Below are 14204 nucleotides of genomic sequence, written 5' to 3' on the forward strand. Positions count from 1 at the left end.
GGGCCCCTGAACCCGGACTCGACATGTAGCGGTATTGGTATCAGTGAATTAGCTTGTTACCTATGCCCCGAACCAAGCCGAGCGAAAACCGAGTTTTGACACCGGTCAATATTTCATCGGTTTTGATCATACTCCGCGCCTGAATTCGGTAAGGTAGTATACAGGGCAGGGTAGCAGGATCATGATATGAGTTTTGAACAGATCTTTGATGAGAGTTACGAGCGCGTACTGAGTGCCCGCAGGGATGGAAACGACTTCTTCGAAGCCTTTTATCAGCGCTTTCTGAATGATGATAGGCGAATCGCCCAACGTTTTGCATATACCGACATGGCAACTCAGCAAAGCATGCTGAAAAAGTCTTTCTACAGCCTGTTTGCTTTCTATGCCAGCGGCCAGGCTGACGATTCCATTCGCCGCATCGCCGAAAGACACAACCGTGACCACCTGGATATTAACCCGGAGCTTTATGATCGCTGGCTGGAATGTTTAATCCGCACAGTAACGCAATTTGATGATGAAATTTCCGAAGATGTGGAACTGGCCTGGCGCCTGGTGATGGCGCCCGGCATTACCTATATGAAGTTCAAATACGACAAGTAACGCCCAGGGCTATCCGGGAACAGTCCCCTTCCGAATACTATGCCAGCTTGACGGTAGTCCCGGCTTTAACGTCATTTCCTCCAAATACGGAATACCTTCTCGGTCGAGCTGATTCACCAAAGAGGAAACAGGGACTCCGAACGGCCCCCCGACGCTTCACCCGCCCATTTATAGTTTCAAATGTAATCTCATTGATATTACCCACCTCCCCTGCACCAAAAGCGGTTCCGGCTCGGTCTTGAGCCTGCAGGCAAAACCGGCCTGACACCGTAAACCGAATCACAATAAATTAACAAAAAACACTTGCCATATACATGACAAACCACCATATTAGTTACCAATGCAACTAAGTGATTGGCAACATCTGAGACCCGTAAAGAATAGATGATGAGCAAGCCCTTGACAGCAGGTCGGAAGAGCACACGGCATGAATAAGCTAAAACCGCCGCCACGCGGTCCGGCTCCGGAGCATGGCTACAGGCATTTACCCGAACTGAACCAGATCGACGACAAGGCGCGCAGTCTGCAGATCAATGCCAGACTTAACTTATTACCGGCCAATCATATTGACGAGACCCAGGCACTCGAGCCGGCTTTTGATAGAGCCGGCTCTATGGAAATGCAAGGAGAGAAGGTTTATGCGTAAATGGTTCCAGTTCCCCATTCGTGAAGGGAACACATCTCACCAGGCCCATTGTGATATGCCGGAGGGCACCTTCGAGCGGGAAATCGGCAAGGAAGGCTTTTTCGGCCCGGCCACCCATATGTATCACACTCATGCCCCCACCGGCTGGAGCGCCTGGGAGGGCCCCCTGCGGCCGCGCGCCTTCGACACCAATAAACTGGACCAGCCGGGTCAATCGCCCTGGGATGCCACTCCCCTGTTACATAACGCCAATGTTCGAGTACGTATCTGGAAAAGCAGCCAGTCGATGGACCATTTGGTGCGTAACGGCGACGGCGACGAGTGCCTGTTTATCCACCAGGGCAGCGGTCACCTTTACTGCGACTATGGCCATCTGCGCTTCCGGGATGGCGACTATATTATCCTGCCCCGCTCCACCAGCTGGCGCCTGGAGCTGGATGAGCCGGTCACCATGTTGATGATTGAAGCCACCGACGGCTCCTATATGACCGCCGAACGCGGCCTGGTCGGCCAGCATGCGGTGTTTGATCCGGCCATACTCGAATATCCGCGCATCGATGATGCCTTCAAGGCTCAGCAGGCCAAGGCAGGGGACTGGCGGGTACTGCTCAAGGCCCGAGAGCAGATGAACTGCATTACCTTTCCGTTCAACCCGCTGGATGCCCAGGGCTGGAAGGGTGAGCTGACGGTGTTCAAGCTCAACTGGCGCGATATTCGCCCGCTGATGAGCCACCGCTTTCATCTGCCGCCGTCCGCCCACACCACCTTCGTGGCCAACGGCTTCGTGATCTGTACCTTTGTGCCCCGGCCGATCGAATCGGATCCCGGTGCCCTCAAGGTGCCCTTCTACCATAACAACGACGATTACGACGAAGTCATCTTCTACCACAAGGGCAACTTCTTCAGCCGAGACAATATTGATGCCGGCATGATCACCCTGCACCCCTGCGGCTTTACCCATGGGCCCCATCCCAAGGCCTTCGCCGCCGGCGCCAAGCATACCCGCACCGAGACCGATGAGGTGGCGGTGATGATCGACACCCGGCTGCCCCTTAACGTCGCCGAGCTGCCGGAGGGGGTGGAGAACATCGAGTATGTGAATTCCTGGCAGGTAAAAGCATAAAGAAATGTACATCTGCATCTACACCTCGTGTCCCGAATAAAAGGAACCTGCCCCTGGTGCCTCAGCCGACCATCCCCACCACGGATGGTGCGGCTGCCCCCAGGGACGGGTTTACGGCGAGTCGGCAGAGCAGACACCTTTGGCCGATGCGCCGTTTCTGGCCAACATTAAAGGGACAGCCAATCCCGTTTGAAGAAACCTTGGTAACGATAGATTTTTTAAGGAGAAAACCGTGAAACTAGCCTCTCTGAAACAGGGCCGCGACGGCCAGCTTATCGTGGTATCCCGGGATCTGAGCCGGGCGGTCAGGGCCACCGAAGTTGCGGCGACCCTGCAGGCCGCCCTGGACAACTGGGTTGAGGCCGAGCCTCAATTACAGGCCCTGTACCAACGGCTGAACGACGGCGCCTGCGCCGACAGCTTCGCCTTCGACCAGGCCGCCTGTGCCTCGCCCCTGCCCCGCGCCTACCAGTGGGCCGACGGCAGCGCCTACGTCAACCACGTTGAGTTGGTGCGCAAAGCCCGTGGTGCCGAGATGCCCGCCAGCTTCTGGACCGATCCGCTGATGTATCAGGGCGTGTCCGACGGCTTTATCGGCCCGCGCGAAGACATTCGCCTGGCCGACGAAGCCTGGGGCATCGATTTCGAGGGAGAAGTAGCGGTGATCACCGACGATGTGCCCATGGGCACCACTGCAGAGCAGGCCGGTTCCCATATCAAGCTGTTGATGCTGGTCAACGATGTATCCCTGCGCAACCTGATCCCGGGCGAGCTGGGTAAGGGCTTCGGTTTCTTCCAGTCCAAGCCGGCTTCTTCCTTCTCGCCGGTGGCGGTGACCCCGGACGAACTGGGCGATGCCTGGCAAGACAGCAAGGTGCACCACCGTCTGCGGGTCCACCTGAACGGTGAGCTGTTCGGCGAGCCCGATGCGGGCACCGACATGACCTTCAACTTTGCCCGGCTGGTGGCCCATGTCAGCTTCAACCGGGCGTTATGCGCCGGCGCCATTGTCGGCTCGGGCACCGTCTCGAACGTGGATCGTAGCACCGGCTCCTGCTGTCTGGCGGAACGGCGCATGCTGGAAATCATCGACCAGGGCACGGCCAAGACGCCCTTTATGCAGTTCGGCGACCGGGTGCGTATCGAGATGCTGGATGCCCGGGGCCAGTCCATCTTCGGCGCCATCGATCAGCAGGTGGTGAAATATGAAACTCTATGATTATATACGCTCCAGTGCAGCCTATCGGGTACGCATAGCGCTGCATCTGAAAGGGCTGGCCTACCAGGCCAGCCCCGTTTCACTGCTGGACGGCGTCCAGCTGGGAGATGCCTACCGAGCGCTGAATCCGACCGGACTGGTACCCAGTCTGGACACCGGCGAAGGGATCATCAGCCAGTCGCTGGCCATTATCGAATATCTGGACGAATGCTATCCCGAGCCCGCCCTGCTGCCGGGCACCCCGCTGGCCCGGGCCAGAGTCCGGGCACTGGCGCTGCAGATTGCCTGCGATATCCACCCGCTCAACAACCTGCGGGTACTCAAGTACCTGACCGGTGAACTGGGCATCAGCGAAGCGCAGAAAACCAGCTGGTATCACCATTGGTTGCGGCAGGGGCTGGCGCCGCTGGAACAACAGCTGAGCGACAGCGACAGTTCCTTCTGCTGGGGTGAGTCACCGACCCTGGCCGATATCTGCCTGGTGCCCCAGCTGTATAATGCGCGCCGCTTCAAACTGGACCTGACTCCCTATCCCAAACTCACGGCCATCGAGCAGGCCTGTAACCGGCTGGATGCGTTCAACCAGGCCCACCCGGACCGACAATAAACCTGGGGCCAAACGGCCCCATCACCCGTACTCGAACATCACCCACCTCAGTAAACGGGAGCTGTCCAGGCGCTCCTCCCAAACCGTCATGCTATTGTTAAGCTTGAATGATCACGGCATCGACAAGGACATGGCTATGCAACCGCAAGACGCCCTGTTATGGCAACCCTCCCCCGCCCGGATACAAGACAGCCTGTTACACGATTTTATGCAGCAGGTAAACCAGCACCTGAACCCTCCCCTGACCGATTACGCCGGCCTGCACGCCTGGTCGGTACAGGACAGTCCCGCATTCTGGAGCCAGCTGTGGGACTTTGCCGGGGTGATCGGCGACAAGGGCGAGCCATTGGTGGAAAACCCCGATAATGCCGAGCATGCGCTCTGGTTCCCCAACGCAAAACTCAATTTTGCCGAAAATATGCTGGCTTATGCCCAGGACTTTGCCGGGCAGGATGCCCTGCTGTTCCAGGCCGAGGGCCAGGGGCACAGGGCCCTTAGCTGGCAGCAACTCAGCAAGCAGGTCGCCACCATCAGCCGGTTTCTGCGGGACCAGGGCATAGTCCCGGGTGATGTGATAGCCGGCTACCTGCCCAATCTGCCGGAAACCCTGGTGGCCATGTTGGCCACCACCTCCCTGGGGGCGGTGTGGACCTCCACCTCGCCGGACTTCGGGGTAGACAGCGTGGTCGAACGCTTCGGCCAGACCCGGCCCAGGGTATTGTTCAGTGCCGACGGCTACCGCTATAACGGCAAACTGCACGATACCAGCCGTAAAGCCCGCGACATCGTCGCCGCCATCGACAGCATCGATCACTGGGTACAGATCCCCTATATCGGCCAGCATCAGCTGAGCGAACGGGAGCAGCCCCGGCACTGGCCCGAGCTGCTAAACCATTACCGGGACGCCCGGCTCACATTCACGCCCATGCCCTTCAACGCCCCGCTCTATATCCTTTATTCCTCGGGCACCACCGGCCAACCCAAGTGCATAGTACATTCGGCAGGCGGCATCCTGCTCAACCACCTGAAAGAACACCGGCTGCATTGCGATATTCGCCCCGGCGACAGGGTATTTTATTTCACTACCTGCGGCTGGATGATGTGGAACTGGCTGGCCTCGGCGCTGGCCAGTGGCGCCACCCTGCTGCTCTATGAAGGTTCGCCCTTTGTCCCCGGAGGAGAGGTGCTGTGGGACTGGGCCCTTGAGACAGGTATGACCCTGTTTGGCACCTCGGCCAAGTATCTGGAAGCACTCGAAAAACAGCATATCAGGCCGGCAGACAGCCATAATCTGGGCACTCTACGCACGCTCTGCTCCACCGGCTCGACGCTGACGCCGGAACAGTTCGATTATGTCTATCAGGGCATCAAGGCCGATCTGCAACTGTCCTCTATCGCCGGCGGTACCGACATCTGCGGCTGCTTCGTACTGGGCAATCCCATCAGCCCCGTCTATCGCGGCGAGTGCCAGTGCATCGGCCTGGGACTGGACGTGCGGGTATTCGACGAGCAGGGCCGGTCAGTGCAGGAAAAGCGCGGCGAGCTGGTTTGCGTCAACAGCTTTCCCAATCGTCCTGTCGGTTTCTGGAACGATGCCGACGGCCGCCGCTATCACGAAGCCTACTGGGCCACTTACCCGAATGTCTGGCACCATGGAGATTTTGTCGAGCTGAGCGCTCACGGCGGCATGCAGTTTTACGGCCGCTCAGATACGGTACTGAACCCCGGCGGGGTGCGCATTGGCACTGCCGAGATCTATCGCCAGGTCAACCAGTTCGAAGAAATACAGGATTCGGTGGTGATCGGCCAGCAGTGGCAACAGGATGTACGGGTGGTACTGTTCGTCAAACTTGCGGAAGGGGCATGCCTGACCCCCGAGCTGGAGGCCGCGATCCGCCAGCGTATTCGCAGCCGGTGCACGCCACGTCATGTGCCGACCAAAATTCTGACGGTGCATGATGTACCCAGAACCAAGTCGGGAAAGATTGTCGAGCTGGCGGTTCGCAACGTGGTCCATGGTGAGCCGGTGAAGAACATCGGCGCCCTGGCCAACCCCAAAGCGCTGGAAAACTTCAGGGACAGACCCGAGCTGGCCTGCTGAGCGTGTTCATTGCGTCTGCAAAGGTAAGCTCAAACCCAGGGAGAAATCACTCTCCAGCCAGATCCCCCTTACTGACATGGTCCGAGGGCATGCCCGCCATCCCCTATCAAGCCGTGCCGGCAGGCCTTGAGCGCATTTGGGTATGCCACAACCTTTGCGCTTGTTATCTGAATCAAGGTATCACCATTATCCAGCGCATAGTTCAAAGCAGGCCTATCCAGCCACTGGCAAAACAAAAACCCAAAAACAGGAAGGGGGCATAGGGTATGCCATCATTTCCCCCTGGAGCCATATATTGCATGAAAGTTTTCATATTAACTGGAATAAAAGACCAAACACGAGCTGATAACAGAGCCCATATTCCCACTCCAACTCCGGCAATCACAATACAAATCAAAACATGCAATGCATCACTGGCCAGTGCCAGCCCCAACATCATTTTAATATCCCCGGCGCCCGTCCGGCCAAGCATATAGCCCGGTAATAGCAGCAAAAATACCACAGAGATAGCGGTAATCGCCTGGCTAGGTGAAGCACCGGTCAAGGTTTCTCCTCTTATCAACAAATATCCCAGTGCCACCGCCATGCAAGGAAAAGTAAGACTATTGGCAATACGTTTCTGACTGGCATCCTGTAAAGCGCATATTCCGGCCCAAACAACCAACGCTGGATATAACATATCTCTCTCCAATCATTATTTGTAATGATCCCGCCACCGCAGCCTGTTTTTTAACCACCCACTCGTATCAAGATCCTGATTATCGCTGTGTTGTAAACCAATATCATTGCAAGTGTTCACCAACCTGTAAATATTTATTCACATCTCGTTTAACTCTGGATCTGCCACATGGTTCGACCTATCATAAATTCGAGTTGGAATAACCCCCATCAATAAGTCACATGAGTTCTATTTCACATTGAAAAAACAAGATCAATAACCCTTGATTTATCCAAATGAACATAAAAAGCCTGAAGTCAACACCATTTTTCCGCACGAAAACACTACATAGATCCTCTTTGGTCAGAGCAAATAACTGGTAACGCCAATCAGTGATCAGCCATCGCCAGCGGATAAAGCACTCCTCCGACCTTGGTTGGTGATGAATATATGTATAGCCATGAGGTCAACATGTTAACAAAGTGGTTTAGGCGCATCAGAAAAGAACCGAAGCAACCTGTAGCAAAGCGCGCTGCATATCCTTCATTCCCCCAGGACACCTTGTTTATCGAGCTGGACGACAGTGGTTTCGTCATTCGATGCGAGGGGCCACTGAGTGCGGAGTTGCCCCATCCTCAGCCGGCGACTCCGAGTATGCTGGCCGACTACCTGTATTCACCTGCCCCTCTGCTCATGGATGCCCTTGCTGTCTGGAACAATCAATCCATAGATCTCTGCTTTAAAAGCAAAAATAGTCATCCCCTGTACACCCGCGGCTGGTTGACCCAATCCGACAACAGCTGGCAACTGTTACTGACAGACGTAACGGATATGGTCGACAGGGTAAATCTGTATGAACGCAAGGCCCAGTTGCTCGCCTACACCATGAGCATTCCCGGCAGTTTGCGAAGCTGTCATCACTTATCGGAGCAAACCCTCGAATTACTCGAAGGCCTGGCCCTGCGGCTGCGCATCCCCTGTATCGCCATCGCCCTGGAAAATGAGGGTACCTGGTACCTTTACCAGCAATATTGCCGTCCCGGAGATAATGTTCACTGGTGGGAGGAGTATCAGATCGACACCCGTCTGAGCAAGCTGGACTACCCGGAGCCGCTCTCGTTTCCCCTTGATACGGTAAATAGCCACCCCGCTCTCGTCTGGGCCACTCCCTATCAGAGCGACAACAAGGTCTGCGCCTGGCTGCTGTGCGCCTACTATACCGCCGAGCAACAGGCCCCCTATCTGAGCCCGGACGACTGGACGCAAATTGCCGCCCAGTTGATCACTCCGCTCTTGCAGAGACTGCAGGAACAGCAACACCACAGGGAGCTTGCCCGCTACAACACCTTGCAACGGTTACAAAATGTGGGTTGGTGGGAGTATGATCCCGAGGTGGGCCTGTGTCATATAGCACCACATTTGCTGCATACCTTTGGCCTGCCGGGGAAGCAGGCCATATCATTAGCCCGATGGCTGGACTTGCTACTTCCGACTGACAGGGAAGAATTTCGGATTCGTCTTGCAGAAGCCTGCACAAAAAAAACCGCTTTCAGCCAGAATCTGCGCCTGCAGATAGACGATCAGTCTCGCTGGTACCGGATTGATATACAACCACACAATCCGGAGCTGGGATCCTGCCTGATCGGGACCCTGCTCGACATACAGGAGATGAAGCAACAGGAAATTGAGGTTCAAACGGCCAACAACAGGCTGGAGTCCCTGGTCGCCAGCGCTCCGGCCATCATCTACGTGCAACATTACGAAAATGGGGTGTTGCAGCCGGCATTTTTCAGTGCCAGCCTGCACTCGGTGCTGGGCTGGCAACCCGAGCAGATACAACAAGAATCCCTGGCAGCCTTTGTTCATCCGGATGATCACGAAACCTTTTTCGAGCGGCTCCCTACCCTGCTCTCAGAGGGAGCCATCAGCAGCTACTATCGGATACGGGATACCCAGCATCACTATCACTGGGTACTGGATGAAGCCAAACTACTGCGGGATCACCGGGGGCAACCCCAGGAAGTGGTCGGCCTGTGTATCGATATTACCGACGCCACCATCGCCACCGAACGGTTGCGCGAAAGTGAAGAACGGTACCGGATGCTGGTAGAAGACTCACCGGCAATCATCTGCCGCTATCGTCCCGACCTGACACTGACCTTTGCCAATGCCCTTTTCAGCCGTTACCTCGGCCAGGAATCAGGCCCCCTGAAACAGATGGATCTGACGTTTTACCTGTCGGCCGAGCAGTTGAGTGCATTCCGGCAACGACTGGATTCCCTTTCTCCGGAGAATCCCATTGCCAATGCCGAAATCTGCCTGCATCTCCCGAACCAGGAGCCGCTCTGGGTGGTCTGGGTCGAACGGGGAATCTTCAACGACAGGGGAGAGCTATGTGAAATCCAGGCGGTCGGCCGGGATAACAACGAAGTCCACAAAACGAGGCTGCAGCTCTACCAAAGCACCAAAATGGCCATCATAGGTGAAATGGCCACCACCCTGGCCCACGAAATGAACCAGCCATTGAACGTGATGCGCATTGCCCTGGTCAATTTGCTGAGACGTATGGAAAGCGAGGCCTGTTCGCCCGAATACATCAAGAACAAGCTGGAACGTATCGAAAGTCAGGTAGTCCGGGCATCTCGTATCATCGAACATATGCGTATCTTCGGGCGACGCTCTGCCCTGGAAAAATATCCCTTTGATCCTCAGAAGGCCATAGAGGGTGCCCTGTCCCTGACCCGGGACGCCCTGGACAAGAAGGGCATTGAAGTGAAGCTCAGGGTCGCTCCCCTACCCCAGGTTTACGGCCATCTCGATCAGCTGGAACAGGTGCTTATCAACCTGCTGGTCAATGCTAAGGATGCGCTGCTCCAACACAAGCGTCAGCACCCCGAACTGAAACCCTGGATCATTATCAGAGCCCTTGAACAGGACAGCCACGTTCTGCTGCAGGTGGAAGACAATGGCGGAGGTATCCCCTCCCATCAACTACCGGAGGTTTTTGAGCCCTTTTTCACCACCAAGCCTGTGGGCCAGGGAACCGGTCTCGGATTACCGGTCAGCCACGGCATCATACAACAGATGCAGGGCAAGTTGAGCGTCGATAACGCCGAACATGGCGCCCTGTTTACCATCAAGGTGCCGGTCGCTCCCGAGTAGGCCTTGAGGGGAATAAATAGCGGTTGCTAATTGCACGACAGAGTGCAGATTCGTCGGCCTTGGGACGGAGAGTCTGCCGATTATCCCCTGACTTCTGCCTGGAAATAGTGCGGTATTTGTATCAGTTATTTACTCGCGGGTATGAATAAGAACACGCAAGCATTGATTAATAATAAGCTTTTAATGCACTCTACCCAAATATGACCGTCACCCAGAAAGAGTAAAGAAGATGAACAGCCTGAACCCTCAAAAACTGCTGATCGTCGATAATGAACCACTGATCACGGAAGAGTTGGGAGAGTTTTTCACCGATCACGGCTTTTCGTGTTTCTGCTGCCATTCAGCGGACGAAGCCGTCCAGGTTTTTTCTACTACTGCCGATATCAACTTAGTGCTGAGTGATCTGCATATGCCCGGTCAAAATGGCCTGCAGCTGCTCCAGAAATTAATCTTTATTGCCCGACAGGAAAGCCGGCCTGTTGAAGCCATTCTTTTTACCGGACAATCGGAAAAAGACGATATCATCACGGCCTTGAAAACAGGAATCGCAGACTATTTCCAGAAGCCTCTCGATATGGCCGAACTGCTTGCCGGGGTACGTAGACTGGCGGCTCGCCTGGCACAAAACCAGCAAGCCCTATCCATCAGCAGCCTGAATCAACGCATGTACCAATTAACCGAGTCGCTGCAGGAACTCTATCAGGACATCAATCATTTACACCAGACACCGGAATGGCAGCCGAATCAGATGCCGGCTCCCGAAGACGGTCTCATAGACCAGGATCCGACAAGGCTCCCCTCACTGCTTGAAAAACTTTCCCCCAGGCAACAGGAAGTGGCCTTACTGATTGGTAAGGGGATGACCAATTATCAGATCGCCCATGAACTGGGAATCACGGAGAATACCGTAAAGCTCTATGCGTCCCAGATTTTGCGGCTAACCAATATGACCAATCGAACTCAGTTGGCGCTGGCACTGACGGAACCTCTGCAGCTATAGCCCCTTTGCTCAAGATAAAATTCGAGCAGGACTGATATCAGGGAGTAACAAAGCCACCGGCATCCTGCTCAAAAAATTTGGGAAGTGGGTGTTCATAGCTCTCCAACCAGCGCTTCATTATCCGTTCCTGCTCGGCCGGTGTCACCACCTGAACGTGCTCGGAACCCACAGTGCCTTCGCGCTGTAGTTGCAACCAGACCTCGGTCTGTCGCATCGGTTGCTGCCCACTCTTCGGATATGCCTGCGAGAAGCTATCGGCACCGGCATCCCAGGAAGCTCCCAGCAATAAAGCCAGGCTGATACATCGCTTTTTGTTCATCTGCACCCCTACCTTTGGATATAAATAACTGTTCCTAATTGTGCTACAGAAATCAGGCTCGAACGCAGACTCACCATAAACCCATCCTTAGGGGCTCCGCCGCGCCACTGACCGCCATGGATGGCGGGAATGCCGGAACGGCAGGAGCCCTTTTCCTCCCTGGCGCAGCGTGTCCGCTTGCTCATCCCCGCTCGCTGTCTCGAGTGGCTTATATTCGCAACTGCTAATTAGTTGCCTTGTAGCTACGTATCAACCGCTTTGGGTCTGCCAGCTTCAGCCTCTACATCTGCGGCTTCCCTGGCACTATCCTGCCTCCGTAGTCTTTGGGCCCTGACAACGGCAGTCTGATATTGCCTGGCAGACAGCTTGTAGCGGGACACCAGCTTGCTGGCCTGAGCGAGCTTGTCCTGGTAAATCAGGAGTGTCAGCAGGTTACCGGCCGCCCGCTTGTCACTCTCATTAAGCTCAATTGCGGTGAGAAACTCAAAGCGCGCCTCCTCCAGCTGGCGCAGATTCAGATAGACAACACCGAGATCATTACGCATGGCATCATTGGTGGGCGACAAAGCGATGGCTTTTTGCAGGTGAGCTAGCGCCTGCTGATCGCGTTTGGCAGTGACTGCCAACTGGGCCAATCCATGGTGTCCCTGGGCGACCAGGCAAGTTTCCAGCAGACTCTGGTACAGCCCTTTGGCTTCATGCCGATTGAGTAACCGCAGGATCTTTGCCTTGCCCAGACGGGCCTCAGGGAGCGAATTGGGCAATAGCTCGATATTGGCCAGGGCCGCATGCAAACGCCCGCTTTCAACCATTTTTTGTGACAGATTCAAGGCCAGTTCTTGCTCCTTGCTCAGCGACGCGCACGCCTCCGGCTGTGGCCCCCCTCTCTGAATCAACCAGGGAGACGGGTTATTCGCTATATTCGCGCCGGTGATAGCCGAGCAGCCGCTCAACATCCCTATTATCAGTAATGCCCCTGTTATTCTTTTCATCCCATGTCTCCAATAGCCCGAACAATGGCGATAAATCCCGGGCCTGCCAATACAATCAATAACGCGGGAAAAAGAAAGGAGACCATGACAATCGACATTTTGGCAGACATCTTGGATACTTTTCCCTGCAAATGAGTCATCCGTCGTTCATCAAGCAGTTTCTTCATCGACAACAACGACGTCATGGCTCCACTCCCCTGTTGGAGCATTTGTTCAAGCACAACAAAGCAGTCGGTCAGTTCATCCACATCCATCAAATTGGCGGTACGCCGTAATTCACTTTTTAGCTCCAGACCGGCGTCGACCCGCTGCAGCAACTGATGCAATTCATCTGATAACACCGGCAATATATGCCGCCCTTCCGTTGCCAACACCCTGAGGGCCTGCTCTACTATCATGCCGACTTCAAACAGGGTACGTAACAGAGGCAAGGCAGAGGCGACATCTTCGGCCAGCTGAGTCTGCCGCTTTTTAACGGCCCTCGCCAGGATGCGTTTGGGAATTATATAACCGACTCCCAGGGCAAAAAACGCCATTACCCAGGGATGTGTCACCGGTTCGCTGCTGAACAGGGTGAACAGCCTCAGCAGCAGCAGCAGCAGGGGCAAACCCAGCTGGATCACCAGAAACAACGACTTTTGACGGCTTTTCCGCCAGCCAAGCCTGTCCAGCAGCAGCCGCGTCTCGCCATCGATGCTCAGGCCTCGCTGCACCAGCCGGCTGCTGCCGATTTCACGCAACAGCCGGTCTTTTTCATGGCCCGCGCCCTTGCCCAGACGACGTGCCACCTCGCGCCTTGCCTTCTGCTCGTGCAGTATTAACAGCAATAACAAGAGTGAGGACCCAACCAGCAAAGATGCACAGATGAACATCCAGTTCATGTCAGATACTCCTCAACATACGCCACAGGAAGAGACTACCGACCACCTGGAATAACAAGGCCCCCAGCAATATCAGCTTGCCTGCCGGATCCAGCCATAGTCCCATCAAAAACCCCGGGTTGGAGATAAAAATATAGGCTGCCATCGCCAGCGGCATCCCCCCCAGTACCAGCGCGCTGATCCGTGTTTCTCCCGTCATCGCCCGCAACTGGCTGGAAGCTTTTTCCCGCTCGCGGATCAGGATGATCAGGTTTTGCAGTAATTCGGTCGCGCTGCCGCCGTAACGCTGGTTGACCCTGACCCCCAGCGCCAATAGCCTGAATTCCTGCTGCTCGTAAAGTTCGGCAAAACTATCCATCGCATCACCCAGCCTTCCGCCACGCTCGATAAAGCGACGACTACGGCCCATCCCCTGACGCAAGGGGTGAGGTGCCACATCCATCGCCAGCAGGAGGGCATCTCCCAGGGTCCGGCCGGACTGAGTGCTGCGGATCATATGTTCCAGCATCTGGGGCAGCTGACTGACCATTTTCTTGACTCGCCAGCGATAGCGAAATGACAGATATAAGCGCGCCGTCAGGAGTGAACCGAAAGATACCGCCAACAACAACCTGAATCCGCCCAGTTCAAATACGACAAACAGCAGGCATAGCCAGCCAAACAACAATACCGCCGCCAACCAGAAAGGAAGGGAAATGCCCGCTCTCAGTTTTTCCTTTTCAATCCTGCCCAGTTTTCCTTGATCCACCTCTTCCTGATCTTTGACCAGGCGAAGTGCCACCGCCTCGGCCCTGGCCTGGAACCGGCTGCGCCACAACAGCATCAGCCCGGCCAGCAGCAAGACCAGGGAAATCAGGCCAAACAGCATTGGCAGCTCCATGGCTCCTCCTCGATAT

Annotated in this window: 13 protein-coding genes; 8 read left to right on the plus strand and 5 right to left on the minus strand. The window is 55.5% G+C overall.

Annotation, left to right across the window (positions count from 1 at the left end; genetic code table 11):
* Positions 1-186 precede the first annotated feature (186 nt).
* From DCS96_RS10695 to DCS96_RS10720, 6 genes are all read left to right on the plus strand, one after another.
* Entirely contained in the window at positions 187-600 is a 414-nt protein-coding gene (locus DCS96_RS10695; protein ID WP_116474253.1) for a globin, read from the plus strand.
* Positions 601-1027: 427 nt separating this feature from the next.
* Positions 1028-1246 carry a DUF2783 domain-containing protein gene (locus DCS96_RS10700; RefSeq protein ID WP_116474254.1) on the plus strand — a complete coding sequence of 73 codons (219 nt, stop codon included), beginning with the start codon at positions 1028-1030 and terminating at the stop codon, positions 1244-1246.
* The gene (locus tag DCS96_RS10705) at positions 1239-2369 is read left to right on the plus strand and encodes a homogentisate 1,2-dioxygenase (protein ID WP_116474255.1); all 1131 of its coding nucleotides are present in this window, start codon (positions 1239-1241) and stop codon (positions 2367-2369) included. Before DCS96_RS10700 ends, DCS96_RS10705 begins: the two co-directional genes overlap by 8 nt.
* Positions 2370-2601: 232 nt before the next feature.
* On the plus strand, positions 2602-3588 hold the full coding sequence (locus tag DCS96_RS10710; RefSeq protein ID WP_116474256.1) for a fumarylacetoacetate hydrolase family protein: 987 nt from the start codon (positions 2602-2604) through the stop codon (positions 3586-3588).
* Positions 3575-4195: a maleylacetoacetate isomerase gene (maiA, locus tag DCS96_RS10715; protein ID WP_116474257.1), complete on the plus strand. Its 621-nt coding sequence runs from the start codon at positions 3575-3577 to the stop codon at positions 4193-4195. The genes DCS96_RS10710 and maiA overlap by 14 nt, the downstream gene beginning before the upstream one ends.
* A 136-nt stretch (positions 4196-4331) precedes the next feature.
* On the plus strand, positions 4332-6296 hold the full coding sequence (locus DCS96_RS10720) for an acetoacetate--CoA ligase (RefSeq protein ID WP_198649999.1): 1965 nt from the start codon (positions 4332-4334) through the stop codon (positions 6294-6296).
* A gap of 202 nt (positions 6297-6498) precedes the next feature.
* Here DCS96_RS10720 and DCS96_RS10725 read toward each other — a convergent pair whose 3' ends face one another.
* The gene (locus DCS96_RS10725; protein WP_116474258.1) at positions 6499-6975 is read right to left on the minus strand and encodes a prepilin peptidase; all 477 of its coding nucleotides are present in this window, start codon (positions 6973-6975) and stop codon (positions 6499-6501) included.
* Between the two features lie 540 nt (positions 6976-7515).
* Here DCS96_RS10725 and DCS96_RS10730 point away from each other — a divergent pair.
* Complete coding sequence (locus DCS96_RS10730; protein WP_198650000.1) at positions 7516-10116, plus strand: PAS domain-containing sensor histidine kinase; 2601 nt, start codon at positions 7516-7518, stop codon at positions 10114-10116.
* A 229-nt stretch (positions 10117-10345) separates the two neighbouring features.
* Positions 10346-11116, plus strand: coding sequence for a response regulator transcription factor (locus DCS96_RS10735; protein WP_116474260.1), 771 nt, complete (start codon positions 10346-10348; stop codon positions 11114-11116).
* Between the two features lie 37 nt (positions 11117-11153).
* On the opposite strand, the gene DCS96_RS10740 is transcribed toward DCS96_RS10735, so the two are convergent.
* The 4 genes from DCS96_RS10740 to DCS96_RS10755 form a co-directional block, all read right to left on the minus strand.
* Positions 11154-11435 (minus strand): DUF3613 domain-containing protein, encoded by a 282-nt coding sequence (locus tag DCS96_RS10740; protein ID WP_116474261.1) that lies wholly within the window; start codon positions 11433-11435, stop codon positions 11154-11156.
* A 242-nt stretch (positions 11436-11677) separates the two neighbouring features.
* The gene (locus DCS96_RS10745; protein ID WP_198650001.1) at positions 11678-12265 is read right to left on the minus strand and encodes a tetratricopeptide repeat protein; all 588 of its coding nucleotides are present in this window, start codon (positions 12263-12265) and stop codon (positions 11678-11680) included.
* A 158-nt stretch (positions 12266-12423) separates the two neighbouring features.
* Positions 12424-13308: a type II secretion system F family protein gene (locus tag DCS96_RS10750; RefSeq protein WP_116474263.1), complete on the minus strand. Its 885-nt coding sequence runs from the start codon at positions 13306-13308 to the stop codon at positions 12424-12426.
* A gap of 1 nt (position 13309) precedes the next feature.
* A complete protein-coding gene (locus DCS96_RS10755; RefSeq protein WP_116474264.1) occupies positions 13310-14188 on the minus strand; it encodes a type II secretion system F family protein in 879 nt (292 codons plus the stop codon).
* Positions 14189-14204 lie beyond the last annotated feature (16 nt).

Origin of the sequence: Zobellella maritima (assembly GCF_003075035.1) — a bacterium.
Classification (GTDB): domain Bacteria; phylum Pseudomonadota; class Gammaproteobacteria; order Enterobacterales; family Aeromonadaceae; genus Oceanimonas; species Oceanimonas maritima.

What these genes read in the sequence shown, in the direction of transcription:
- DCS96_RS10740 (WP_116474261.1), bottom strand. Translation starts at nt 11,435, where the DNA reads ATGAACAAAAAGCGATGTATCAGCCTGGCTTTATTGCTGGGAGCTTCC.
- DCS96_RS10725 (WP_116474258.1), bottom strand. Translation starts at nt 6,975, where the DNA reads ATGTTATATCCAGCGTTGGTTGTTTGGGCCGGAATATGCGCTTTACAG.
- DCS96_RS10750 (WP_116474263.1), bottom strand. Translation starts at nt 13,308, where the DNA reads ATGAACTGGATGTTCATCTGTGCATCTTTGCTGGTTGGGTCCTCACTC.
- DCS96_RS10700 (WP_116474254.1), top strand. Translation starts at nt 1,028, where the DNA reads ATGAATAAGCTAAAACCGCCGCCACGCGGTCCGGCTCCGGAGCATGGC.
- DCS96_RS10705 (WP_116474255.1), top strand. Translation starts at nt 1,239, where the DNA reads ATGCGTAAATGGTTCCAGTTCCCCATTCGTGAAGGGAACACATCTCAC.
- DCS96_RS10720 (WP_198649999.1), top strand. Translation starts at nt 4,332, where the DNA reads ATGCAACCGCAAGACGCCCTGTTATGGCAACCCTCCCCCGCCCGGATA.
- DCS96_RS10755 (WP_116474264.1), bottom strand. Translation starts at nt 14,188, where the DNA reads ATGGAGCTGCCAATGCTGTTTGGCCTGATTTCCCTGGTCTTGCTGCTG.
- DCS96_RS10695 (WP_116474253.1), top strand. Translation starts at nt 187, where the DNA reads ATGAGTTTTGAACAGATCTTTGATGAGAGTTACGAGCGCGTACTGAGT.
- maiA (WP_116474257.1), top strand. Translation starts at nt 3,575, where the DNA reads ATGAAACTCTATGATTATATACGCTCCAGTGCAGCCTATCGGGTACGC.
- DCS96_RS10735 (WP_116474260.1), top strand. Translation starts at nt 10,346, where the DNA reads ATGAACAGCCTGAACCCTCAAAAACTGCTGATCGTCGATAATGAACCA.